The 22,950-nt window shown below is 42.8% G+C and carries 21 protein-coding genes; 6 read left to right on the top strand and 15 right to left on the bottom strand.

Annotated elements, in window-relative coordinates; all coding sequences use genetic code 11:
* Nucleotide 1: 1 nt before the first annotated feature.
* The 3 genes from JWG44_RS15220 to JWG44_RS15210 all read left to right on the top strand — a co-directional run bounded on the left by JWG44_RS15220 (nucleotide 2) and on the right by JWG44_RS15210 (nucleotide 2,591).
* Complete coding sequence (locus JWG44_RS15220; RefSeq protein ID WP_205275864.1) at nucleotides 2-886, top strand: hypothetical protein; 885 nt, start codon at nucleotides 2-4, stop codon at nucleotides 884-886.
* Nucleotides 887-1,020: 134 nt separating this feature from the next.
* Complete coding sequence (locus JWG44_RS15215; RefSeq protein WP_205275863.1) at nucleotides 1,021-1,875, top strand: hypothetical protein; 855 nt, start codon at nucleotides 1,021-1,023, stop codon at nucleotides 1,873-1,875.
* Nucleotides 1,872-2,591: a hypothetical protein gene (locus JWG44_RS15210; RefSeq protein ID WP_205275862.1), complete on the top strand. Its 720-nt coding sequence runs from the start codon at nucleotides 1,872-1,874 to the stop codon at nucleotides 2,589-2,591. Before JWG44_RS15215 ends, JWG44_RS15210 begins: the two co-directional genes overlap by 4 nt.
* Nucleotides 2,592-2,897: 306 nt before the next feature.
* Here the strand turns inward: JWG44_RS15210 and JWG44_RS15205 are convergent, their stop codons facing one another.
* From JWG44_RS15205 to JWG44_RS15150, 12 genes are all read right to left on the bottom strand, one after another.
* Complete coding sequence (locus JWG44_RS15205; protein WP_205275861.1) at nucleotides 2,898-3,776, bottom strand: alpha/beta fold hydrolase; 879 nt, start codon at nucleotides 3,774-3,776, stop codon at nucleotides 2,898-2,900.
* Nucleotides 3,777-3,799: 23 nt separating this feature from the next.
* The gene (locus JWG44_RS15200) at nucleotides 3,800-5,101 is read right to left on the bottom strand and encodes an adenylate/guanylate cyclase domain-containing protein (RefSeq protein WP_205275860.1); all 1,302 of its coding nucleotides are present in this window, start codon (nucleotides 5,099-5,101) and stop codon (nucleotides 3,800-3,802) included.
* 74 nt (nucleotides 5,102-5,175) lie between these two features.
* Nucleotides 5,176-6,204: a carboxylate--amine ligase gene (locus JWG44_RS15195; protein WP_232371672.1), complete on the bottom strand. Its 1,029-nt coding sequence runs from the start codon at nucleotides 6,202-6,204 to the stop codon at nucleotides 5,176-5,178.
* A 52-nt stretch (nucleotides 6,205-6,256) separates the two neighbouring features.
* Nucleotides 6,257-6,781: a hypothetical protein gene (locus tag JWG44_RS15190; RefSeq protein ID WP_205275859.1), complete on the bottom strand. Its 525-nt coding sequence runs from the start codon at nucleotides 6,779-6,781 to the stop codon at nucleotides 6,257-6,259.
* Between the two features lie 123 nt (nucleotides 6,782-6,904).
* Nucleotides 6,905-7,495: an energy transducer TonB gene (locus JWG44_RS15185; RefSeq protein WP_205275858.1), complete on the bottom strand. Its 591-nt coding sequence runs from the start codon at nucleotides 7,493-7,495 to the stop codon at nucleotides 6,905-6,907.
* A 3-nt stretch (nucleotides 7,496-7,498) separates the two neighbouring features.
* Nucleotides 7,499-7,915 (bottom strand): ExbD/TolR family protein, encoded by a 417-nt coding sequence (locus JWG44_RS15180; protein WP_205275857.1) that lies wholly within the window; start codon nucleotides 7,913-7,915, stop codon nucleotides 7,499-7,501.
* A gap of 1 nt (nucleotide 7,916) precedes the next feature.
* A complete protein-coding gene (locus JWG44_RS15175; protein WP_205275856.1) occupies nucleotides 7,917-8,336 on the bottom strand; it encodes an ExbD/TolR family protein in 420 nt (139 codons plus the stop codon).
* A 26-nt stretch (nucleotides 8,337-8,362) separates the two neighbouring features.
* Nucleotides 8,363-9,184 carry a MotA/TolQ/ExbB proton channel family protein gene (locus JWG44_RS15170; protein ID WP_205275855.1) on the bottom strand — a complete coding sequence of 274 codons (822 nt, stop codon included), beginning with the start codon at nucleotides 9,182-9,184 and terminating at the stop codon, nucleotides 8,363-8,365.
* Nucleotides 9,185-9,494: 310 nt separating this feature from the next.
* Nucleotides 9,495-12,455 (bottom strand): TonB-dependent receptor, encoded by a 2,961-nt coding sequence (locus JWG44_RS15165; RefSeq protein ID WP_205275854.1) that lies wholly within the window; start codon nucleotides 12,453-12,455, stop codon nucleotides 9,495-9,497.
* The gene (locus JWG44_RS15160; protein WP_205275853.1) at nucleotides 12,452-13,072 is read right to left on the bottom strand and encodes an LA3241 family PerA/PerB upregulated protein; all 621 of its coding nucleotides are present in this window, start codon (nucleotides 13,070-13,072) and stop codon (nucleotides 12,452-12,454) included. The genes JWG44_RS15165 and JWG44_RS15160 overlap by 4 nt, the downstream gene beginning before the upstream one ends.
* 49 nt (nucleotides 13,073-13,121) lie before the next feature.
* Nucleotides 13,122-14,510, bottom strand: coding sequence for an oxidative stress response protein LipL48 (gene lipL48 / locus JWG44_RS15155; protein ID WP_205275852.1), 1,389 nt, complete (start codon nucleotides 14,508-14,510; stop codon nucleotides 13,122-13,124).
* 158 nt (nucleotides 14,511-14,668) lie between these two features.
* Entirely contained in the window at nucleotides 14,669-14,983 is a 315-nt protein-coding gene (locus JWG44_RS15150; RefSeq protein ID WP_205275851.1) for an LIMLP_04285 family protein, read from the bottom strand.
* A gap of 875 nt (nucleotides 14,984-15,858) precedes the next feature.
* Between JWG44_RS15150 and JWG44_RS15145 the strand changes: the two genes are divergently transcribed.
* From JWG44_RS15145 to JWG44_RS15135, 3 genes are all read left to right on the top strand, one after another.
* Nucleotides 15,859-16,464, top strand: a complete 606-nt coding sequence (locus JWG44_RS15145) for a TetR family transcriptional regulator (RefSeq protein WP_205275850.1) — start codon at nucleotides 15,859-15,861, stop codon at nucleotides 16,462-16,464.
* A 35-nt stretch (nucleotides 16,465-16,499) separates the two neighbouring features.
* On the top strand, nucleotides 16,500-17,612 hold the full coding sequence (locus JWG44_RS15140) for an alkane 1-monooxygenase (RefSeq protein WP_205275849.1): 1,113 nt from the start codon (nucleotides 16,500-16,502) through the stop codon (nucleotides 17,610-17,612).
* Nucleotides 17,613-17,680: 68 nt separating this feature from the next.
* Nucleotides 17,681-17,869: a hypothetical protein gene (locus JWG44_RS15135; RefSeq protein WP_205275848.1), complete on the top strand. Its 189-nt coding sequence runs from the start codon at nucleotides 17,681-17,683 to the stop codon at nucleotides 17,867-17,869.
* 617 nt (nucleotides 17,870-18,486) lie between these two features.
* Here the strand turns inward: JWG44_RS15135 and pepN are convergent.
* Genes pepN through JWG44_RS15120 form a run of 3 tightly spaced genes read right to left on the bottom strand, consistent with a single transcriptional unit; the run spans nucleotide 18,487 to nucleotide 22,866 of the window.
* Complete coding sequence (gene pepN, locus JWG44_RS15130) at nucleotides 18,487-21,012, bottom strand: aminopeptidase N (RefSeq protein WP_205275847.1); 2,526 nt, start codon at nucleotides 21,010-21,012, stop codon at nucleotides 18,487-18,489.
* Between the two features lie 15 nt (nucleotides 21,013-21,027).
* The gene (locus tag JWG44_RS15125) at nucleotides 21,028-22,284 is read right to left on the bottom strand and encodes an MFS transporter (protein ID WP_205275846.1); all 1,257 of its coding nucleotides are present in this window, start codon (nucleotides 22,282-22,284) and stop codon (nucleotides 21,028-21,030) included.
* Between the two features lie 3 nt (nucleotides 22,285-22,287).
* Entirely contained in the window at nucleotides 22,288-22,866 is a 579-nt protein-coding gene (locus JWG44_RS15120; RefSeq protein ID WP_205275845.1) for an NUDIX hydrolase, read from the bottom strand.
* Nucleotides 22,867-22,950: the final 84 nt, after the last annotated feature.

The following is a 22,950-nucleotide window of genomic DNA, read 5'->3' as shown; positions in this document are numbered from 1 at the left end:
TATGGCGGTATTCAATTCTTCAAAAACCAGAACGTGGACAAAAAATACTCCTGCGGACGGAGATCTTTTGGACGACGAAATAGATCGTCAATATGAGAGTTTGCAGTATTTAAAAGATCGTATCGATATCGCTGAAACAAATTTCTTAAACCTAATTTTGCCGTTAGGAAGTATCATAGAGGACAATTTGAATCTAGCTCCGAGCGCTTATTTCAAAGAAGCGGACGCGCAAGGAATTTCCAGAACTACGTTTTCGGCTCTCTGGAATTCAGTTCGAAGAAACGTAATTGGGATTACCCCGGCAACGGATCGAATCAGCGTGACCGAACATGGCTGTATAGATGGTCAGCTCGTAAAATTTTCATTTACAGGCGGTGGAGTTACGGCTCTTACAAAATACTATGTTCGAAATCCGAATACAAACGACTTTCAGATTTCCGCAACTCCGACAGGGAGTATCATTGATCTTACGTCTTCCCAAACGGGGGAGATGATTGTCAACGTTGAATACGGTTTCGGCGACGGGGCGACTACGTATAACGTTCCAGATCGTAGAGGAGTCTTTGCAAGAGGTGCGGGTGTTCACGGAACTCGTGCAAAAGCAGCAGGCGGAAATTATGACGGAGGACCGGTAGGATTTGAAGGTCAGGATCAAGGACAGGGGCATGGCCATGAACTTTGGGGTGAGGCGGGTGGGGCTAACGGGTCCTCAACTGTGCATTTTAATACGTCATCCGCTAATATTAGCACTTTATTTTCCGGAGGAGGGCCAACAGGTCAACCTGTTCGTAACTTAAACACAGACGGCACCAATGGAACTCCACGAACCGGGAACGAAACCACACCCGCATACATCGCGGTAAAATACAAGGTACGGGTGGTATGAAAAAGGAGGCGGATCGTATTGATGTTTTATTTTAAACAAAAGCTAAAGATTCACGGGAGCCCGTTTGTAGAGACTTATTATAAATAAAACTAAATAAGAGAATTAGAATAATTTAATAATTTTAAGGAGTAAGTATGGCAGTATTCAATCCGAGTAAGACCAGAACGTGGAGTAAAAATACCCCCGCCGACGGAGATATGTTGGACGAAGAAATCGATCGACAGTATGAAAACGATCAATATCTAAAAGACAGGATCGATCAGACGGATATCAACCTTTCGGCGGCGCAAGTCCCGTTGGGAGGAATCATAGAGGATAATCTCGATCAAGTTTCTTCGATTCTTTTTAAAGAGGCAAATGCGCAAACAATTTCAAGGGCTACATATTCGGCGCTTTGGAATTTAGTTCGTAGAAATGTTACGGGGATCGCACCGGCAACGGATAGAATCAGCGTAACTTCCCATGGACTGATGGAAGGACAACTGGTTACGTTTGCTTTTACCGGGGGAGGGATTGCCGCTTTGACCAAATACTATGTTCGAAATCCAACCACAAACGACTTTCAGATATCGTCGACTCCAACAGGAGGCATTATCGATCTAACCTCTTCGCAATCAGGAGAGATGATCGTAAATACCGAATACGGATTCGGCGATGGGGCGACGACATACAACGTGCCCGATCGAAGAGGAATTTTTGCGAGAGGCGCAGGGACGCATGGGGCAAGAGCGAAAGCCGCGGGTGGTAATTATGATGGCGGGGCGATTGGATTTGAAGGACAAGATCAATTTCAAGAACATGGACATCAGGTATTGAACGGATTTCCTTATAACTATACCGCCGGTCCTACCGGGGGAGCCGGCTTTGTTGGGGCAAATTATCGCTCTACGACAGATTACGCCGTTGCATATAATAACGGAACACCGCGTACCGGAAACGAAACCACTCCTGCCTATGTAGCAGTAAAATACAAAGTGAGGGTAGCATGAACTATATTATCGAAAAGGAAAGTAACAAAGTCGTTTGGATCAATTCGGATCCACGGAGATTAGCGGGAAAGGATGTCTGGCACGCGTTCAACGGAGATCAACACGAGGTCGTCTACGCGCTTCACTATAATCCGCAGATTGAGGAACCTTTCAAAGCGGTGTTTGCAGACGGAGTCGCGCAGGACTTTCAACCCAAAATCATTTATAACAAAATTACCGGGAAGGAAAGAATTCTTCAAAACTGGAACGATGAGATGGATTCGGAGTTTGAGACCGAAGAGAAGCCGCATTGTGACGAGAACGGAAATATGATTTTGCATCAGATCCATACGGAATCGGGATGGAAACTGGATATCGATCAAAAAAAGAAAGAATCGATCGAGCGGCTCAATCAAATCGTTTCCGGAAAAATCGTGTCGGGTTTTTTGTCGAATGCATTGGGAACGTCTCATCATTATTCATTCGATCGAGAGGATCAACTCAACTTGATGGAATCCGTTTCCTTGGGGATCGATGTCTTTTACAAATGTAAGGATGCATCCGGTTTTGATGAGTTTAGAATTCATACAACCGAACAAATGCGGGAAGTATTAAACGATGGAGTTATTAGAAAAGGTGAATTGTTACGGAAAGCGAACAAACTAAAATCCAGAATTCGTGCAGTCGCGTCTTTCGAAGGATTGCAAGAGATCGATCTGAATTCCGGTTGGGAATGATTACCATCGGCGTTAAACTTCGGTTGTGTTCCTGTCGAAGGAAGCAGTCGAAGATCTATAAATTCTAAATTGGAAAAAACTCTACTCTAGAATCTGCATCCTTCCGATTTGAAACCTGTCTCGGCCATGAGACAGGTTTCATTCTTTTCCATTGTTAATTTGATTCCGTTGGATCGATTCTCGAAGAGTCAACTTTGTTTTGAGTTTAGCCTCGTTACCATTTTGTTATGCGCTTCAGAATATACGATTTCTAAGTCGTCGGTATTCCGAAAACAATGCTCTTCCCTTGATTCAAGGTAATAAAAGTTATTTAAGGAATTCAAGAAGAGTCTTACGAATTAGGTCTTTCTGAGTCCACGGGATAAAGTGATTCTCATCTTCCAAAGAGATCGTCTTGAGAAAAGTTTTGGAAAGTTGAGTCTGAAAGAATTCTAAGTTTTGATAAGGAACGAGAGAATCTTCTTTTCCATGAATCAGAATCGTCTTGCAACGTATATTCTTCCAAAACGGTTCAAGCTCCGTAAGCTGTTTTTTGAGGGGAAGCATTTCCGCGTTGCTGTGATTGATGTCTTTAGGAAGAAAATTTTTGATCCAATCCCAATCCGCAATTCGATTATACCACTGAACTTCCTCTACTTCTCCACTGAGAGGAGCAGCCAAGAGTAGGAGACCTTCGATTTTAAGGACTGAAAGCGACGCGATTCTAGCGGCAATCGGCCCGCCGTAAGAATGTCCGACAAGGATCGTTTTTCCTTTGTTTGGGTCGGAGATCTGTTTTCTAAATGCAAGAATGGTCTTTGATAAAATTGCGGCCTGTTTTTCCACATCGGGTATGCTTATTTCCGCGCTCGAATTTCCGAATCCCGGTCTATCCACGGAAAGAATACAAAAAACGTCCGAAAGATCCTTATCCCCAAGATAAGAAGAGTAATTTTGCCATCCGCCGGGGGAGCCATGGATGAATATTATAATATTCTGATTCCTTGATTCACATCCGCTCGCCACTCCGTAAACCTGAGTTCCATTTTCGGAAAAACGGAACTCCCGAAGTATAAACCCTTCCTCCTTGAGTTTCCGAAAACTTTCCTCCGGTTTTTTCTTTAAATCCTCCGGAATTCTACAGGAAGACAGTAGAACTAACAGGTAAAAAGTAAGAATTTTAATACGAAGAAGATTACGCGACATCGGAAGTTTTTATTACGGCTTGGCTATGAGACCGGAAATTCTCCTCTCTGAACCTGCCCGTAAAATCTCATAAAAGTCTGGTTTGGTTGAAAAGGTTTTTCAGGATCAAAAAGACCTTCTCGAATCCCTTTAACGAGATACATATCGATTTCGCCTTTGTTCTTTGCCTTGATTTTTCCGCGGTGTTCGCAGTCGAAAAAATCCTGGATCTGTTCGTAGGTTTCATTGGACACATTAACTTCTCCCGGAATTCCCGAACTTTCCATTCGACTCGCCGTGTTGACCGTATCTCCCCAAATATCGTAAGCGAACTTATCGGTTCCCACAACTCCCGCAACTACGGAGCCGGTATGGATTCCGAGTCTGAGCTCCCAAAACGGAAGATTCTTACTTTCTCTTTCCTTTCTTTTGATAAGCATAAATCTCTGAAACTCCAATCCGCAAAGGACGGAGTCTATACAATGAGTTCTGTTTTTTATAGGCAGACCTCCCGCCGCCATATATGCGTCTCCGATCGTTTTGATTTTTTCCATTTGATGATTTTTAATGATAGAATCAAACTCGCGAAAAAAAAGATCCAATTCGCTTAACAATTCTTCGGGAGTCATAGTTTCTGCGATTTGAGTAAAACCCGCCATATCCGTAAAAAGTACGGTGACACTTTCGTAACGAACCGGCGCGACCGAGTCGTTTCTTTTTAATTCTTCAGCGACCGCTTCGGGAAGGATGTTTAGGAGCAAAGCATCCGATTTTTTTCTTTCTATATTCAAGTTTCGCGTAAGAATAAAGATCAAAAGTCCCGTGAGAATCTGTACAAAAAGATAGTTTCCTCCCGCGTCGAGGTATCTTTCGGTTTCATTGGGATAAGCGTTGATCCATTCTCGATTAAAGAATTCGGTTGCGTAGAGAAAGGCGGTTGCCGCCGCATAAACCAAGTAAACCATCCAAACGTTATGGTTTCTTAAAAGAATCGTTGCGATCACAAGAGCCGGGATGAAGTAATAGTGATTGCCTCCGATCGAACCTCCGTTAAAAAACCACATGGAGGAAAGATAGAGTAGGATCGTAAGGTTGAAAGGCCAGAACAACGCGTAATAAATATTTTTGATCCGAGAGATAAGATACATTCCCATCAGAAGGACGCCGGAAACAAAGTTCAAAAGGAAAATGACCATAAAGTTTTCCAGATAGAACGAAGAAAATGCGCCGAAAATATTGAGGGACCCGTTTACAAAGGCGACGGTGTTAAACAGTCTATGTTCCAAAGAATTTTTCTTCGGATCTCCGAACATGTAATAAACGAGTTTTAGAACTTGGTCGGTCATGGTCGATATTTTGAGCTCCTTGCGATAGAGATAAATCATTTATTTCCATTCAAACGCAAAAAAATTTCGCGTATTCAGTCGGAACGATCGTTTACCTTTCTCTTTCCGGCGTAGAATTCGAAAAGAGTTAGAACGATCTTATAAAGACTCGTTTTGCGTATTCCAAAACTACGGTTTTGGGAACCGATTTGAAAAAGAAGATTCCACTGTTTGAATAGAATCGAATACATTTCGAAGAGCGAAAATTTCGGGTCGTAGAGATTTGTGGATTCCGAAGTGATCCCGTTTAATTCTACGATTCCGAATTCTTCTCCTATTCTTAATTTTTCATCGGATCGATAACGAATATCGTATCTTCCAAAATAGAATCCGGAAAAGGTCTGCGAGATCTCGTCGATTTTTGCGGTCAATCTATCGGTGATCAGATCGTTTCCATCGGTAAAAAGGGTTCCCTGGCAATGATTTCCCGCTTCGGCGAGTCTCATTTTCTCACCTTTGGAAAGAATTATTTTCCAGAGCGCCGCGTGTCTTTCCCGAAATACTTTCCATTGATATCGAAATCTAGGATGATTCAGAATCAATTCCTCTAACGTGTCCGAACCGTTTCCTTCGATGATCGGGAACGTTTTTCTGGTGATGGAAAGAATATGCCCTTTTTTTTCCTCCGGAAACCGGTAGTAAAAAATTCCGGCTTCTTCTGGGCCGGGATGATACTCCTGCAGGATTAAGTCCACGTTTGTGTCTCGTAAATATGCGATCGTATCTTTTTCATTTTTGACGAGTTTGACTCCGGAACCTCTTTGTCCCGCGTCCGGCTTTAGTATATAAGGATATTGGAATTTATTTTTGCGGATTAAACCGCCTATATTTAATAAATCGGTTTCCGAATCCGTTCTTATAATTTTATAAAACCTTAATATATTTTTCGAGCTGATGTTTTTGAGAATTTCGTTTTTGGATTCTCCCACCAAACCGCCTAAGTGAATTCCGGGATTCGCCGCGCAGATCGTTCCAAAACCCCGGTAGCGGACCGTGAGATAAACGACGTAAGGAACTAAGGGAATGTAAAAGATCCAGGCGGGCCAGAATTCAGGTCGTTTCATTCTTTCGACTGAAATCTTCCAAGTGGAAATTCTATCCTTTGCTTCTTTTCGATTACGCTTCTTTGTAATTTGTTTTTTGCTGGAACTGGAGGGTGGAGAAAGCGACTCCGAATTCTTTCGATACAGAAACATTTTCTAAAAAGCACTCCGCATATATTTTGATGATAGCCATGTGATGGATCGTATGGTCTTGAACGTATAAAAATTCTCTTTTGAGATTGCTGATCGTCTTTCCTTCTAAACCCGTATCTGGATCCATAAGATATATAAGTTCGATCATCTTGTTTTTATCGACCGATTCTAAGTCGCTTAACAATTCAAAGATTTTATCTCTCGCCGCAAGAGGGGAGGTTTCGTAGAGAGGATTTCTTTTTCTTTGGTCATAGGAAACGCTCGAAGTTTCCAAACCGATAACCAGGTTTTCCAACACTTCAATACAGTGACGGACGTGTTTTCCTACACTGGAACCTTTTACTTGAGGGATTTCCCGCGAGTAGTCGTTTTCTTTAATTATGGAAAGTAGATCTGCGAGTTGGCCGAATATATGGCGTATGTTCTTAAATTGAATTTGTAACATCTCAAGGTTCTTCGGTGTGAAACTTTTGAAGTTACATAGAAAATTCCATTTTTTCTAAATTACAACAAATAAAAGGAAAAATGACAGAGTTTTAAACTCTGTCATTTTGATTTCGAGAAGGGTTTAATAAAGACTAAAACGAACTGGAATCAGAACCTTCACCGTAATAGCCTTTCCGTCTAAAATGGAAGGGGAATACCTTTTTTTGTAAAAGGCTTCGATCGCCGCTTCGTCTAAACCGAATCCTAGAGGTTTTCCAACCGACCGAACTCTTAAAACTTGTCCGTTTTCCGCGATGATTACCTCAAGAGTCGAAGTTCCCGTGATCCCCGCCGATCTTGCGTCCGAAGGATATTCCGGAGTGATATTAGGCGTTAGGTCAACGGGAGCGGTCGCTCCGGAAATGATCGCGTCTTGTGCGCCTGCGATTCTAGGATCTTCTTTCTTTTTGACCGTATCGGTTACTTCAAATTCTCCGTCGTCGGCCGCTTCGCCGACATTCGGATCTTGAATGACTAAGTTGTCTACAAAAGCGACTTCGTCGACGAGTCGATCCAAACGGTTGAATTCTATGGAAGGAGTATACCAAAAAAATAGAATCAACATTTGAAGTACGAACGAAGAGGATAGGAAGAATTCCATCCTGTATCGATCGATAAATCTTCTCAGCTTTCCTCTTTTAATCGCCGTTAGGATGGAGTTGGATTGTTCCATAGATCAAAGACCTCCGCCTTGCGTCGTCTTTGTAACCAAGGAGACCTTTAACGCCCCCGCTTCCTTTAAAAGTTCGAACGTGTTGTCCAAATCCGCATACGATAAATCCTTATCCGCGTGAATCAATACTTTAAGATCGGGAGTTGTAGTAAGTTTCGCTCTTACGTTGTTGATCGCTTCGTTTAAGGGCATTCTTACCTGATTAAAGTAAACTGCCTTATCTTTGTCCGCACTGAGATAAAGATTGGCGATTTTTTTATTGAGCTGTTCTCCTCCAGGGACGTCCGGAAGGGCGATAGGAAGATCCGGATCCGTATCCAATACGGAAGTGACCATAAAGAAAACTAAAAGTAAAAAGGCGATATCGGCCATCGAACTGACAGGAATGGAAGGAGGACTTTTTTTCTTTTTTAAGCTCATATCATTTCAGCCTTTTGACGGAGATTTGTTTAAATCCCCGAATTTGTACCGCAGACAAAGCGTCTAACATGTTTCCGTATTTCGTTTCTCCGGTCGTTTTTATTAATGCGACTTTATTTTCGATATCCGGAATTTCCATTAGATTCAGCTGTTCTCTAAAATCGATTAGGTTTCGATATTCTTTTGTTCCAATCGACTTATTCTTCATCTTAATAAGATCGCCGGCGACTAGGATTTCATAGATATTATCCCGAAGGACCAGCGTCGGATTGGAATTTTTTCTAGGAAGCTGAATATTCAATCCTTCCTTTACGAAGAAGACCGCAGTCACCATGAAAAACACCAAGAGAAGGAATGCAATATCCGACATGGATGAAGCGGATATTTCCTCCAAAACGCGTTTCTTTTTAATTCGGATCATAATGATTCCTTAATAAAGAAAAGCGATTACGCTTTTTTTGAATTTCTTTTTAAGAATTCTTTATAAATTCTATTTGCCGCTTCTTCGATTTCGGATGTAAAGCCGTCGATTCTGGAAGTAAGATATTGGTGAAAGGTCATCGCAGGAATCGCAACGATCAAACCCGCAGCGGTTGTGATCAAGGCTTCCTTGATACCGCCGGCTACCACTTTTGCGTTTACTTGGTCCGCATTCGCAATGGCGTCAAACGCGTTGATCATCCCGGATACGGTTCCTAAAAATCCGATCAAGGGAGCGATCGTAGAAACCGCGGCTAAGATGACGAGTCCTCTTTCCAGAACCGTAATCACTTCGGCGGCTTCTCTTTCCACACCTTTTGCGAAAATTTCGGCGTCTCCGGAAGATACGTCGATTCCACCGGCTAAAACCTGAGTGATCTTATAATCTTTTCTTTCATCCAGAAAACTTTGAACCGCGTCCAAACCTTTGGTGTCCATCGCCTCACCCAAATCGATATTATAACCTTTTGGAAGAAGTTTGGCGGTCGCTAAGAAGTAGAGTCTTTCAAAGATGATTCCTAAAGCGATGATCGAGGAAAGAGCGAGAGGATACATAGTCCAGCCGCCGAGAAGGAAAAGATCGACAAAACCCCAGCTTTTTTCAGCTTTAGGCGCCGGTGAGTTTTTGGTTTCGTCCGCGGGAGGTGCGGTTTCCGTAGCTTCGGTCTTAGTCGGCTCTGAAACTTTGTCTTGTGCAAATATGACAGTTGTCGAAAGGGAAATGAGTCCCGAAAGAATGAGCGCTGTTGTCACCCATTTGAATTCTTTTTTTAGAGAAGAAAATTTCATCGATATCTCCGATTAAAATATTTCTGTAATATACTTTCAAATTGTTACTGAATGATTACAAAAAAGTTACGGATCTAAAACTTCGAACCGACGGTTTTCGATTTTTAAGGTAGGAATGGGGATCCAAATCGAAAAACGACACGGCCCGTTTTATCCGATTGTCATAAGAATGGAAAAATGAGCCGAGTCGTTTTGACCGAAGGGATCATTTTCTGAAGAAAATTCTTAAGAAAATGATTTTAGGAATTGAACTCTAAAACGAAAGAACCCCCGAGCCGAAACGTATTTTGAATCGGATCGGGAATTTAATTTAGAGTTTATAAGTGGCCGAGAAAGAGATGTCCAAACCGGTTCTGTATTTTTGGAACACATATTCTTGTCCGGTCAAAGGATCCGTTTGAGTAATCTTAAATTGGCTGTTCATCACATTTCGAACTGAGGATCTGAAATCCAAACGATCGTTGTGTTTATACGTATAAACTACGTCGGATGTTCCGGTCCCTTTTTGGATTGCGTTGGGAACCCCATCCGATCCGACAAGAGCGATCCTGTCGCTGAAGTAGTTATAGTAGAATCCGACGTTGTGTTTTTTACTTTTCGTCGTAAACACGTCGATACGAACGTTCGCGACGAAATCGGATTGTCCTTGGAGCGGACGATTGAGATTTGTCGGCGCGTAAGCCGCATACGTTGAAGTCGGATCTACTTGACCCGTTGCGATAAATCCGTAGATGTTTGCGTCGATCACGTCCACTCTCGATTTAATAAAGAATACGTTGGTTTCTAATCTGAGCCACCAAAGTATTTCTTTACGATAATCTAATTCGATACCGCGGATCGTCGCTTGTTGAGCGTTTGCGTATTTATAAACCAAACTCGCGCTACCTGCAACCGGCAGTCCGATCAACTCGATCGGGTTTGAAAGATTCTTAAAAAATGCTCCGACTCCGATATAATCGGTGTTAGTAAGATAATATTCCCAGCGAACGTCGTAGTTATGAATGTAAGTTCTTTGTAAACTCGCGTTACCGAAAATTCTGTCTGCTTGAAAGTAGGCCGAAAACCCGAAAGGGGACAATTCTCTGAGGTCAGGTCTTGTCAGAGTTTGGGAATATCCAAAACGAAGATTCATATCTTTTGCAACTTCCCAAGCGACGTTTGCGGAAGGAAGTTTGTCTTTGGTTCTGAGTTCTCCGATCCCGAGATTGTTCACGTCGCAAACATTAGATCTTACTAATAGAAGTCTTTCTTCTTCGGAGTTTGTTTTACATCCGTAGTTTGCGTTGAATCCGTTCCAACTGTTTTTGAGATCGTAGGTCTGAGTTTTTTGATAACTGTCTTCGTATCTTACGCCGAAAATCGTTTTTAATTTGGGAAGAATCGGAATCTCTGCCTGAGCAAACATAGCCTTTAACGCCTGAGAAGCGTCGTAAGCGTTGTTCCCCGAAGCTCTTTCGAAAATTTTTCGATTACCCGATGCGTATGTGAGAGGATTGTATATGATTTCTCCGGGAACAGGATAGAGATAATCCCTGTCGCTTCCGGAAGAATTTCTTTGTGCAAATTCCCTAAATTCGAAATGTTTAAAACGATCTAAATTGCTCACGCCGAATTTCAGTTTACTCTGAAGGCCGTCCCATTGGCTGAACGGAATTTCGTATTTAAGAGACTGGCTTCTAACCGTATCCGCGGTGGTCGAAAAATATCTAGTCCCGTCCGGGTTGTTTCCTAATCTTCTAAATCCGTTAGCTAAATCGTTACCACCTTGGGACCAGGCTTGGTTTTTCGCGTCCGGTTCGTCTCTTTCCGCGAGAGCGTAGTTGACGTTCCATTCTACTTTGTGAGGTCTCGCGCTGAAAGTTCTCAGTTCGTGTTCGCCGCCTAACGTATTGTTGAAGATCGTTCTACTCACATAACTTAAGTTAGTGGATTTGAAGTTGAAGTTGTCGATGTAGTTTGTTCCTTCGCCTTCTCTTACCGTCTTATCGGATTGCGCCGAATAAAGCGTTTTGATAAAGAATTGCTGACCGACCTTAGGTTCATACGCAAGGTTCAAGTTGTTTCCCCAGAGAACCTCTTCCGTATACATCTTCAAATTGTTCTGATTTAAAGGGCGAAGCTGGTTCGAATCTTTTAGATAAAGGGAAATAGGATTGCTCGCTTGAAAACGCGAGTTTGTTTCTTCCCGGTAGTTGTAACTTCTATTGTAAGTTGTTCCTGCAAGAACTCCGAATCTTCCCCATTTTTCCGAGCGAAAAGAATTCCCCGCGGAAATGCTGAACGATTTATTATAAGGAGAATCCGTTTCATTCGGCGACCACTGCTGGTTAAAAGATAAGGCGCCGACTTTCATAAGATTGGTCGGAATTCCGCCGAAACGGTCTCCTTCCACAAATGGAATCACCTTTGGAAGTCCTCCGATCAAATCGGGCAACTCTTGTTTTTTGGAAACGAGACCCAAGTCGTTGTTCATGTCTCCTTGATTGAAGGTTTTGAACTTATGACCCGCGACTTGTGTGTTCTTACCGACTCCTAATGAAACCGACAATAACAGATTATCAGGATATTCTTTTGTTTCAATTTTAACGATCCCTCCGGAGAATTCGGCGGAATCTTCCGCGGAAGCGGTCTTAATCACACGAATATTTTTAATCACACCGGCCGGAAATAAATCCAAAGGAACGATCCTTTTGTCCGGTTCCGGAGAAGGAATAAAGGAATCGTTAAGAATCGTATTGGAATATCTTTCTCCAAGACCACGAACAAAAATAAACTTACCGCCAACGAGCGTGATACCGGTCACACGTCGAAGAACGTCCCCCGCGGAAGAGTCGGGACTTTTTTTGATCGATTCTTCGCTGATACCGTCCGAGACGACGCCGCTCTTTCTTTGAAGGGCCAATAGGGCGGACTCCGAGTTATCAAGACCTCGGCCTTTCACTTCGACCGTATCGAGGACTTGTGCTCCCATCACGATGTTCATGGATTGCTGAGAACCGGCGGTAATGTTTACTTTTTTAAACTGGGTCGCGAAGCCGATCATTTGGTATTCGACGTTATGCTCTCCGGGTGGAAGATTTAATTCGTATTTACCATCGAAGTCGCTTCGAGTGACCGCCTTAATCGAGCGCACGATTACCACTGCGCCGAATACGGGATCGCCCGATTCCGAATCAACGACCTTTCCTCTTAGTTTTCCCGTAGCTTGTCCGAAAATCGGAGTCGCCACTATGGAGAAAAAGAATAATAAACTGATTGTTTTGTTTTTCATGTTCCGTACGTACAAACTTTAAATTGATTTTTGTGTTCTATAACGAGCTTAATTTCATCGATGCTGATGGTTCTTTGTCCCACCTGCAGTTGGAATTCCCTTATAATGTATCCGTTGATGTTCGTCAATTTACGGACGTTATAAGGACGGGGAAGGGGAAGAACTTTTATCGATCCCTTACTTCCTCTAAGATTTTGTCTAACCTTATCGATTCCCGCTTTTCTCCTGATCAAAATGAGATACATTGAGTCTTCGATTTTGGAGTTGGCTGTGATATTATTTTGATCGAGGTTATTCGGAAGATAGATTTCTCTGATTTCCTTAGGATTGCATGAATATTTAAGAAGGTCGTCTTCTTTGTCCGGAAAATCCCGGATTTCGTTAACGGCTTTGCTAAGCGCTTCTTCAACCGATTTCGACGAATCGGAAATGATATAAGAATTTTTGAGTTCGGATTTTAGAATTTCTTTATCTTTTTGGATTTCTAATGCGAGTTTTGGATCCATGACCTCTTTGTCGAAGTCCGGTCTTTGTCCGCTTTTTTTACAATCGAATAACGAGAAAGAAAGAAGAATTAAAACGAGAATATTTGAAAAATTGAATGTAATCTGGGACATCTTTGAAGTTTAAAGAGGATTCTCCGTTAAGAGAATCCTCTCGATTGAATTATTTCGCTCTATAAACGGTCCATCCTGAAGCCCAGTTAGAACCGGTAATCATACCACCGTAAGTGGTGTTATCGGTAAAAAATGAGTCAGCAGATTGAGCGGTCAGAGCCGATCCTGCGGTCGCCGCAGCTTCGCCAGCCGGTTGGTAATCAGGCTTGGTTGTAAATGTACAGTTGTCTGAATCTCCGGAACCTAAGGAAACAACTGGAAGTGCAGTTAAGCCCGTAGAAGGCAATGTGCAAGCCGCAGTGTTACCGTTGGTCTTAGAAGCTTCCACCAAAACGTTAGCAAAGGTCGGAGCAGTGGCCGGTCCGCCGCCTGTTGCGTTTAACACACAGTCGATGTTCCCGGATTGAAAACCGTAGATTGCTCCGTTGGTAAATTTTCCTTGAAGACCTTCTCTCAGTCTTGCTCCAAACCCGTTGGAGACACTTTTACCGAGAAGGGTAAAGTTGGAAAGTTTTACGTTTGTGGTAGTTTTTGCGGTAGCAGAAGCGGTTCCAGCACTGTGAGTTCCGTCCATTTCAAAACCGTGAGGATCTGTGGATGCGGTTCCTCCGCAAGAAGTCGCGTATTTATGGGAGATAAGAAATTGAACTTTCCCGGTAAAGGCTTCATCCAAATCAAAGTCGTCATCCATTCCGCCGGTCATCAGGAAATACTTTCCAGTCCAAGCTCCACCCCAGGCTTCGATGCCGTCGTCCAAGTGTCTGTGAATTTGAACGTGATCCAGAGTGGTTCCACTTCCAACCACATACATAGAAATTCCGTTTAATTCGTCGCCGACTGCAACTTCGTTTCCTGCAAATTCTACGATCGTGTAAGTCAGGGTTCCTGAATTTCCAGTATCGTTTGCGCCGCTATTGTATTGAAGACCGGTTCCACCTTCGGTGTTCTGAGCTGCGGCTCTGGAACCAATTCCGTCTCCGATGATTAAGATTCCACCCCAATCTCCTGGGCCTCTGTTACCGGAAGTTTTGGAAGAAGTGAAACAAACCGGAGCGAGTACGTCGCCTTTTGTTACGATCTTAGCGCCTTGTTCGATGATCAGTGCTGAACCGGCTGTTCCGAATACTACCGCGCCTCTTTCGAAAGTCACGGTCGCGCCCGTTTTTACTCTTACGATTCCGCTCAAAGAAGTGGAAGAATAAGCGGCAAAGGTTTGACTTGCCGTAATATTTCCGGAGAGAACGGTGTTTGTACCTTGAATGGAAGCTCCATCGCAAATTGCGGAACCTGCGTTCTCGCCAGCGGTCCCTGCCAATAAAGCAAGTACGATCAGAGCGGTATTGTCTTCCTTATCTTCTTTGCAATTTGCAAAAGAAGAAAGTAATAGAGCGGCGCTAACTAAAAGAAGCGTAGCTCTTTGTGAAAAAGTCGATTTCATCTTATGACTCCTTGAGAATAAACCTTGAAAGGTCTGGCAATAAAATAGATCGGCGGCGTTACACGCGAGTTACAAACTGATATAATTCCCGTAACTTTCATACGATCCGTTTTTGTTTTTATTCTTCTCAAACTTCTATTACTCTTTGGCCGACGTTGTTAAGGAAGTGCGAAAAAAAGAATTAAAAGAAAACCAAGCGAGCCGAATGCAAAATAACGATCACCTTTGGTTTCCTCTTTTGCTTCTTCCTCTTTTGTCCAAGCCACATCTTTTTTTTCGATGGTAACCGCATCTTTTTTAAAGCCCCGTTTTGTTCCATCCTCATATTCTACGATGATGCCTTGTTCGTTTTCGGAGGTCTTAACGTTCTCAATTACTTCGTTGGTTTTTGTATTTTTAACGGTGTCCGCAAATGTCTCAGTGAATGAGATAAGAAGTAAGAATAGAATGAGTGTGGATATTCTTGTAATCATATTGTAATCATTTTCCTTAGGGAATGTCTATCGCTTCTCATTATTACATTATCCTACAAGACTAAAAGCGCTGACATTGTTACAATCGTGTTAAAGATTTCGCTTTTACCATCGGGGTTCTTTTCGCGTTCGAGATCGAAACGGAGGAATTTTAGAATAAAATCGAACGAATTTTGGAAAAGAAAAGCGGAGCGCTGATAGAAACGAAGAGTAAATATTTTAGAATGCGAAACCCTTTGTGAAAAAGAATCAAGATATCTTAGAATTTTTCATTCCAATCAGATTCAAAAAAAGAATACGTCGCTGCGATTCGTTTGCGTCCGAAGGGTCATTTATAAATTCAAACGCGCAAAAAGGCGATTTTGACGAATGAACAAAACTTCTCCTTTTCATTTCGTTGATTTTTGTCCTTCCGGCTTTTTCTAAAAAAGAACCGGGTCCGATTCAAAACTCAGAATTTGTCCCAGACCTTGAAAGGGGGTTATAGAAAACGCTCGTTTCGCTCGTAATAGAAAACGATGGAGTTCCAACATATTACGTCTCTAAAGCGGTTTATGAGCTTTTAAAGTGGGCAGATTGCTGTTAAATTCTCATTGGAGTTCCTACACTTCTACGAAACTCAGTGCATTTTCCCGTCGGATCTCGGCGAGCTTTTCGAAAAAATCTCCGTAATTTGCGTCTTCGGTCACGTAAATGGACCGTTTTTTGAATCCATTCCTAAACTCGAGCAATGGGAGGCGATAAACAGGGGCCAAATTTTCACCTGAGCCAATGAGGACGTCGATATTCTTCATTTTTTTCTTGCCTTTTCCTGAAGAGTTTTATATAATAACTGTTGTTCTATAAAAACGATTGTTCGAAATTAAGGAGAACCCGTGCCTAAGGTTGTGGATCATGAAGTTTACAGAATTTTCATTCTAACGAGATGCCTGAGCCTTTTTGCCAAAAAAGGATATGCTTTGGTAACGATGAGAGAAATTTCCAAGGAACTTCGAGTTTCGACCGGTTCTTTGTATCATTACTTTCCTACCAAGGAAGTTCTGTTTGAGGAAATGGCGAGATGGGTGGTTCGAGACGACGCGGAGCGGTTGGTTGAAATCCGAGATCGAAATCGGGATAAGAATCCGGCGGAAAAACTCGAACTGCTTTTCGACTTTGTAAAGGAACGAGAGAGGCATTTTCAGGATTTGATTTTGCTCGTTTGCGATCTTTATCGAAGGGAAGATTCCGATTCGGCAAAGGCGATCCTAAAAGAATGTTCGTTCGTCTTTCGGGAGGCGATCGAAAGTCATCTCGACTTAAAGAATACGGAGATTGAGAACCTTTTTTTCAGCGTCCTGATAGGAACGATTTTTCAAAGGATGATGGATCAGGGAACGATCGATTTCGAAAAAACTTTTGCTATCGTACGCGTCTTTGTGCCTTTTCTGACAAACTCGTTGTTTATGGAATCAAAAAAGGTCGGAAACGATTCAAGATAGAATCGTCGATCAAAAAAGATAGGGAGAGAAGTGATATGACCAATTTGAAACGTTATTCGTTCGTTGTTTGTTTTTTAGTCCCCGCATTTGCGGTGTTGGGTTTTTATTTAGGCGGAGCTTATAATTTTCTTACCTTCGCGATCGTATTCGGAGTCCTTCCAATACTGGATATAATGATCGGTTCCGATCCTTCCAATCCGATCGAGGAAGAGGTGCCTTTGTTGCAGAACGAATTCTATTTTCGATTTCTTACCTATCTATGGGCCTGGGTTCAGATCGGTTTGGTGGTATGGGCGCTCTATGAGATTCAGACCGAGGAACTTACGCTTCTGGAATGGTTTGGTTTTGCTCTCGCGATCGGAATCAATACGGGAGGAATCGGAATCACCGTGGCACACGAGTTAGGTCACAAGAGTAAAAAGATAGAACAATGGTATTCTAAATTCATTCTTATGACTGTATGTTATATGCATTTTTTTATCGAACACAATCGCGGGCACCACGTAAACGTCTCCACTCACGACGATCCGGCGTCTTCGAGAAAGGGCGAATCCTTCTATAAATTCTACCCAAGGACCGTTTTGGGTTCCTATTTCTCCGCTTGGAAGCTGGAAGAAAAAAGACTTTTAAAACAAGGAAGGTCTGCTTGGTCTTTGGACAATGAGATGATTTCCGCGACCGTGATTCCGGTTTTGTTTATCGGAACCGTTGCCGGGGCCCTTACTCTTTATACTGGAAAATTTTCTTGGGAAGTTCCGGCTTTCTTTTTTATTCAGAGTTTTATCGCATTCTCCCTTTTGGAATTGGTAAACTATATAGAACACTACGGTCTTCAGAGAAAAGAAATCGCTCCCGGTAAATTCGAAAAGGTTCTTCCGATTCATTCCTGGAATCAGAACTTTGCGGTGAGCAATGCGTTTTTGTTTCATCTGCAGAGACATTCAGACCATCACGCCAACGCCGGAAGACGTTATTCGGCATTGCGTCATTTCGAGGAAAGCCCTCAACTTCCTTACGGTTACGAAGTGATGGTTTTGGTGGCGCTGATTCCGCCTCTCTGGTATAAGATTATGGATTGGAGATTGGAGGACTGGAAAAAAAAATATTACGGGAATTCGAATTCGGAAGCGGTTAGAAACGCTGTTTGAAGAGGTTCGATTCTTAGATAAAAACATAAGATCAAAAAAATAATAAATCTATATTCTAAAAATAGTATGTGATAGCCCGGATCTACACCGGGCTTTTTTATTATAATTCTTATTCTTTTCGTCTGAGTTCCATCCTGAGTCCTAAGGGAACGTTGCGGGAATCGGCGGCGAAACGGATTTTCGGATTGCTGAGAGCCGTTTTACTTGGATCCGCGTCAATTCCGTTGGAAAGATCAAAACTTACGGCGATTTCGTAATTCTCCCAAGCGTATCTTTTTTTGGCCTGGTCGGTTACTCCGTCGAAGGTAAACGTATATGGTCCTTCCTATGAAACTAATACTAAGTTGTGATAGCCTCTTCGTTTTGTTCCTTGTTTTACTAAAGAAAGGATGAAATTCTCTTCTTCGCTTAACAAAACTCGGCTGGAATAACCTATGGAAGGAACCGTATTCTGTTGGTTCCGTTGTATTTCTATATTTACGGCGTTCGTCAGTATATCGTTTCGAACAAAAAGAATGTTCACATTCCTTTTGTGATTTGTCTCACTTTAGTTCTCCATTTTTTTTCTTTCCTCCTTGTCTTACTGTTTTGTAAAGAGAAACCTGCCATTTTTTTTAAATGAAATCTGCGTTTCTTTGGGAGCTCTGAAAGGATGGAGTCAGTGAAACACCGTTTCTAAATCTCACCTCAGTGAAACGAAAAACAGAGTATATCATAAAAAATTAAATAACCAAGGTCAAACCGTGAGAGAACCCTTTTCAGAATTTCGACAAGGCCTTCGAAAAAATCTTTCAAAATCAAAGGAGTTTTTCCCGGAAGTTTTCTCCTTTGTATTTCGAAAGTTTCGAGATGAGCGCGGCCTTTTGGCGGCGATCTATTGTTTGGAGAGAATTTTTACGGTTCTTTCCAAATCGTCTCTGTGTTGTTTGAGATCCTTTTTTAAAAGAGCGGGAATCTCTTTTTCTTCTTTTAAGAATCGATTCGTTTTATCGACCAGACCTTGGCTGGGTTCCACTCCGGGAAATAAGATGTTTCCATACGCGGAAGAAAAATGAGAATCCCTTTCCTTGTAGATTTTGACCACATTCTGAAAGTATTTATCTTCGTAAATTTTCAGAATTTCCTCCTGATGATCCCAGTAAAAACCCCTCATTCCATAACGCAGCATGTCCGTGGAATATTTTGTCTTTGCGTTGTTGAATTCGTTCCAAGCCGCAGCTTTTGAATCTGCGTCCGGAAACGCGACCTTGGCTCCGTAAGCTTTTTTGGCTCCAAGATCGGAAGTGTCGGACTTTGCTTCGTTTTCAATGAGGGCCGAAGCGTCTCTGGCTCCGAAGGCGGAAAGTCTTGTTATGATACTCCACCTCCTTTCCTGATCGATTTTGATTCCGGGAATGTTGACCTTGCCGTCTAAAAGCGCGCGCAGATAATTCAATTGAATTTGAGTCCGGGAAGTTCCTTCCAAAATTCGGTACCAGACGATTTTTTCTTCGTCCTTTGTTTCGGGGTCCAAGAGCCCTTTTTTTGCGAGTTCATTGAGCTTTGTCGACCATTCTTCTCTGTTTTCTTTTTTAAGATAACTCGCCGCGATTGAGGAGGCTTTGGTAAGAATATGACTGCTTCTTACGGAAAGATCTTCCTCTTTTGTGCCTTGGGAGAATACGATTTCCAAAAAGTCTTTTGGTGAAATTTCAGCGTCCCGCGTCATCTGCCACAGGGAGCCCCAAAGAATTCTTCTCGCAAATCTGTCCTTCAGTTTGTTAAGCGAAGTCTTTAATAAAACTATGGAATCCTTAGGAAGATAGGTTTTCGCGTATGCGTGGTCGTTGGTGTTTAATACGACGATCTCGGGACTTCCGGGATCGTGTTTGTAAGGGAGAATTGTTTCTTTTCCCTTAACTACGATTCTATCCTTCCAGACGTTTTCGAAAGAATTTCCCTGGAGAGCAAAGATAGTCACCTCCAGTGCGTGGGTTCGATACAATCCGTTTTTTTCGGAAGGAAGCTGCTTAATCAAAATATGATCCTCTTTCCATTCCGGAAGAAGAGTGTTAACTCCGGTCGTGTCGAGCCATTCTTTACTCCAACCTCGGATGTCGATCCCGGAGGTTTCGGACATCGTATCCAAAAAGTCGTTTTGAACCGTGTTGGAATTTGCGAATTTTTGAAAGTATTGCCGCATCGCCTTTCGAAAGGATTCTTCTCCGATGTAATACATCAACTGACGTAAAACCGAGGCGCCTTTGGAATAGGAGATTCCGTCGAAGTTGCTAATAGCGTCTAACGTGTTTTCGGCCGTGCCCGCGATCGGGTGAGTCGTTGAAAGCTGATCCTCTCTATAAGCCCATTCTTCCCTTACATAAAAGTGTTCAAGCGCGTCCGGGAAAATTTTTCCGTGAGACATCGCGTAATAAGAGAGATAATCCGCAAAACTTTCATTTAACCAGAGATCGTTCCACCATTTCATCGTTACGAGATTTCCAAACCACATGTGAACCATCTCGTGATAGATCGTATTGGCCCTTCCGAGATATTCGGAATAAATTCTTGGACTTCGGAAAATGTAGTGTTCCGAAAACGTAACGGCTCCCACGTTCTCCATCGCTCCCATGTTGAATTCGGGAACGAAGATCTGATCGTATTTTCCGTAAGGATAAGGAACTTCGAAATAGGATTCTAAGAATGCGAAGGATTCTTTTGTGATCGCAAAAATATTCTCCGCGTCCATAAATTTTGCGAGAGACTTTCTACAAAGAATTCTCAGAGGAATATTTTTGTATTTATCCTCCCAGACTTCGTAAGGTCCTACGATCAATGCGAACAAATATGTGGAGAAGAGAGCGGTCTTTTGAAATTGAATCTCGATTCTCCCTTCTTTGTTTTCTTCCTTGGAAGAGAGAGTGTTGTGGATGTATTTCCAATCTTTCGGTCCGCTTAACGAAAGTTCATACGTTGCCTTAAGATCGGGCTGGTCGAAACAAGGAAACATTCGATGAGCTTCAAAGGGTTCGAAATCCGTGTGAAGATATTCCGAACCGTCCGCGGGATCTTGGAATTGATGAAAACCCGAACCGCTGTGATTGTATTCGTTAGTATATTCGATTTCGATTTCATTCTTTCCGGGGTTGAGCGACTCACCGGGAAGATCAAGGGTTGAGTCCGTCTTTGTATAACCTGAAAATTCTTTTCCGTTTAACAAAAACACTTCGATCTTTTTTGTGACGAAGTCGATTTTGAGTTTTCCCTTTCCTTTGCCCGTGTAAAAGAATAGAATTTTTGTTTTTCCCTGATAAGTCGAAGCTCCCGCCTTCAAATCCAAATGAATGGAATAGCTGACTTGATTGACGAGACTTGCTCTTTCTAAGGCTTCTGTTTGTGTGAGTACGTTGGGAGCATCCATTCTATTATTTTTCCTTTACATGATATCTTTGAGTTCCATCTTCCGGAGTCGAGGCGCGATTGCTCCCACAAAACCGACCGTCAAAAGTGTGAGCGCGCCGCCTGCGACGATGGATCTTCGGATTCCGAGCCATTCTGCGGTAACGCCGGACTCGAATTCTCCGATCTCGTTGGAGGAACCGATGAAGATATGATTCACCGCGGAAACCCTTCCTCTCATATGATCGGGAGTGTGCATCTGCACGATCGTATGCCGAATCACGACGCTCACCATGTCAAATGCGCCGGCCGCCATGAGACAGAGAAACGCAATTCTCCAGTCCGAAGAAAAACCGAAAAGAACGATACAAATTCCGAAACCAAAAACGCAGGAAAGAAGAATCCAACCCGAATTTTTTTTCGGAGGTCTTGCAGCGATAAAAAACGCACACAAAACCGCGCCGACTCCTTGCGCCGAACGAAGGATTCCGAAGATTTCCGGACTCTGACCCAAAATTCTTTCCGTAAAGGAAGGAAGAAGGGCGACCGCTCCTCCAAAAAGGACCGCAAAAAGATCCAAAGAAATCGCTCCAAGAATGATCTGATGACTGGAAACAAATTTCCAACCGGAGCTGAGGCTTTGCCAGATAGTTTCTCCGATCTCCGGTTTTTCGGGAACGGGTTGGCTTTTGACAAGAAGCATCATCAAAAAACCGGAACTCATCAAGAGCAGATCCGCAGAATAAGCAAAATTAAGACCAAGGACGATCAACATCCCGCCGGTCAAAGGACCTAGGACAAGAGAGGTTTGCCAAGCGATTCCGCTCCAGGTCGCGGAGTTTGGAAAGGTTTCTTTGTCCACGAGTTGAGTTTGAAATGCCGCCGTTGCGGGGTTGAGAAATCCTCTCGCGATTCCAGAAAGAAAAATCACCGCGTAGATTGGATAAACTCCAAAGTCTCTGATGACCCATTCCATATTAGGAACTACTAATATGAGAAGAAGAAGGGAACAGACTGATAGAAGTCCGAGCGCGGAGGAGACGATTCTTTTTCTTGGAAACGAATCGATGAGGAGGCCCGAAAATAAGGCCATCGTGATGGAAGGAATCGCTTCGGTAAGACCTATAAAACCTACGTGAAGATTGCTGCCGGTGAGATGATACATCTGCCAGCCGACGACGGTCGTCTGGATGCTGATAGAAAGAGTCACCATAAACTTTCCAAGAAGAAAGGAACGGAAGTCGGCGATTCTAAGGGCTTGAAAGGGATCGTGTTTTTTTTGAGTTTGGGTCATCGTTTAGTTTTGAATCGGATGTTTGATAAAATACATTCCCAGAGCGGCGACCATCATCCCGTGATGAAGAATATTTTCGGTGATCAGTTTCGGAATGTTTTCGAGAGGAGTTTCAAAAATTTCAATTTGTTCGCTGTCGTCCAGATCTTGGTCGTGAAGTTTATTAACGTTTTTCGCTACAAAAGTATGGCACCAGTTGTTTAAGATCGCGGGGTTGCCCGTAACCTTTCCGAGATATTCCCATTCTTCGGAAACGTAACCCGTTTCTTCCACGAGTTCCGCTTGTGCCGATTCTAAAAGTGTCGGTTTCTCTGCGATTCCACCTGGGATTTCCAAACTGAAACGATGGATTCCGTGACGATATTGATCGATGAGAAGAATTTTGTTTTCCGGGGTGAGTGCGATTACGTTCACCCAGTCGAGAGATTCCAGATGGAAGAAGTCTCTGGAAACTTTTTGATCGGGGGAGGTCGTATGCCAGGAAACGAGTTTAAAGATCGGAGTCTGAATCAGATCCTTTCGATTTTCTTTGGACCAGAGGTGAGAGAAAGGGTCATAGGATTCGGGTTGAAAGGGTTTCATGGATTTTCACTTTTTTGAAATCGATTGCTGTGTCGGAATTCCGAAATGGTCGAGGAAGAGTTTGTTTTCTTTGACATCAAAGGC

This window comes from Leptospira ainazelensis (assembly GCF_016918785.1).
GTDB lineage: Bacteria > Spirochaetota > Leptospiria > Leptospirales > Leptospiraceae > Leptospira > Leptospira ainazelensis.
The sequence above is the reverse complement of the archived record's forward strand: the minus strand, read 5'-3'. Positions and strand labels throughout refer to the sequence as shown.

Bases quoted from the DNA above. Each gene is read 5' to 3' on its own strand.
- JWG44_RS15160 (WP_205275853.1), bottom strand. From the start codon at position 13,072: ATGTCCCAGATTACATTCAATTTTTCAAATATTCTCGTTTTAATTCTT.
- JWG44_RS15215 (WP_205275863.1), top strand. From the start codon at position 1,021: ATGGCAGTATTCAATCCGAGTAAGACCAGAACGTGGAGTAAAAATACC.
- JWG44_RS15190 (WP_205275859.1), bottom strand. From the start codon at position 6,781: ATGTTACAAATTCAATTTAAGAACATACGCCATATATTCGGCCAACTC.
- JWG44_RS15175 (WP_205275856.1), bottom strand. From the start codon at position 8,336: ATGATCCGAATTAAAAAGAAACGCGTTTTGGAGGAAATATCCGCTTCA.
- JWG44_RS15125 (WP_205275846.1), bottom strand. From the start codon at position 22,284: ATGACCCAAACTCAAAAAAAACACGATCCCTTTCAAGCCCTTAGAATC.
- JWG44_RS15170 (WP_205275855.1), bottom strand. From the start codon at position 9,184: ATGAAATTTTCTTCTCTAAAAAAAGAATTCAAATGGGTGACAACAGCG.
- JWG44_RS15220 (WP_205275864.1), top strand. From the start codon at position 2: ATGGCGGTATTCAATTCTTCAAAAACCAGAACGTGGACAAAAAATACT.
- JWG44_RS15140 (WP_205275849.1), top strand. From the start codon at position 16,500: ATGACCAATTTGAAACGTTATTCGTTCGTTGTTTGTTTTTTAGTCCCC.
- JWG44_RS15180 (WP_205275857.1), bottom strand. From the start codon at position 7,915: ATGAGCTTAAAAAAGAAAAAAAGTCCTCCTTCCATTCCTGTCAGTTCG.
- lipL48 (WP_205275852.1), bottom strand. From the start codon at position 14,510: ATGAAATCGACTTTTTCACAAAGAGCTACGCTTCTTTTAGTTAGCGCC.
- pepN (WP_205275847.1), bottom strand. From the start codon at position 21,012: ATGGATGCTCCCAACGTACTCACACAAACAGAAGCCTTAGAAAGAGCA.
- JWG44_RS15185 (WP_205275858.1), bottom strand. From the start codon at position 7,495: ATGGAACAATCCAACTCCATCCTAACGGCGATTAAAAGAGGAAAGCTG.
- JWG44_RS15210 (WP_205275862.1), top strand. From the start codon at position 1,872: ATGAACTATATTATCGAAAAGGAAAGTAACAAAGTCGTTTGGATCAAT.
- JWG44_RS15205 (WP_205275861.1), bottom strand. From the start codon at position 3,776: ATGTCGCGTAATCTTCTTCGTATTAAAATTCTTACTTTTTACCTGTTA.
- JWG44_RS15195 (WP_232371672.1), bottom strand. From the start codon at position 6,204: ATGAAACGACCTGAATTCTGGCCCGCCTGGATCTTTTACATTCCCTTA.
- JWG44_RS15120 (WP_205275845.1), bottom strand. From the start codon at position 22,866: ATGAAACCCTTTCAACCCGAATCCTATGACCCTTTCTCTCACCTCTGG.
- JWG44_RS15150 (WP_205275851.1), bottom strand. From the start codon at position 14,983: ATGATTACAAGAATATCCACACTCATTCTATTCTTACTTCTTATCTCA.
- JWG44_RS15165 (WP_205275854.1), bottom strand. From the start codon at position 12,455: ATGAAAAACAAAACAATCAGTTTATTATTCTTTTTCTCCATAGTGGCG.
- JWG44_RS15200 (WP_205275860.1), bottom strand. From the start codon at position 5,101: ATGACCGACCAAGTTCTAAAACTCGTTTATTACATGTTCGGAGATCCG.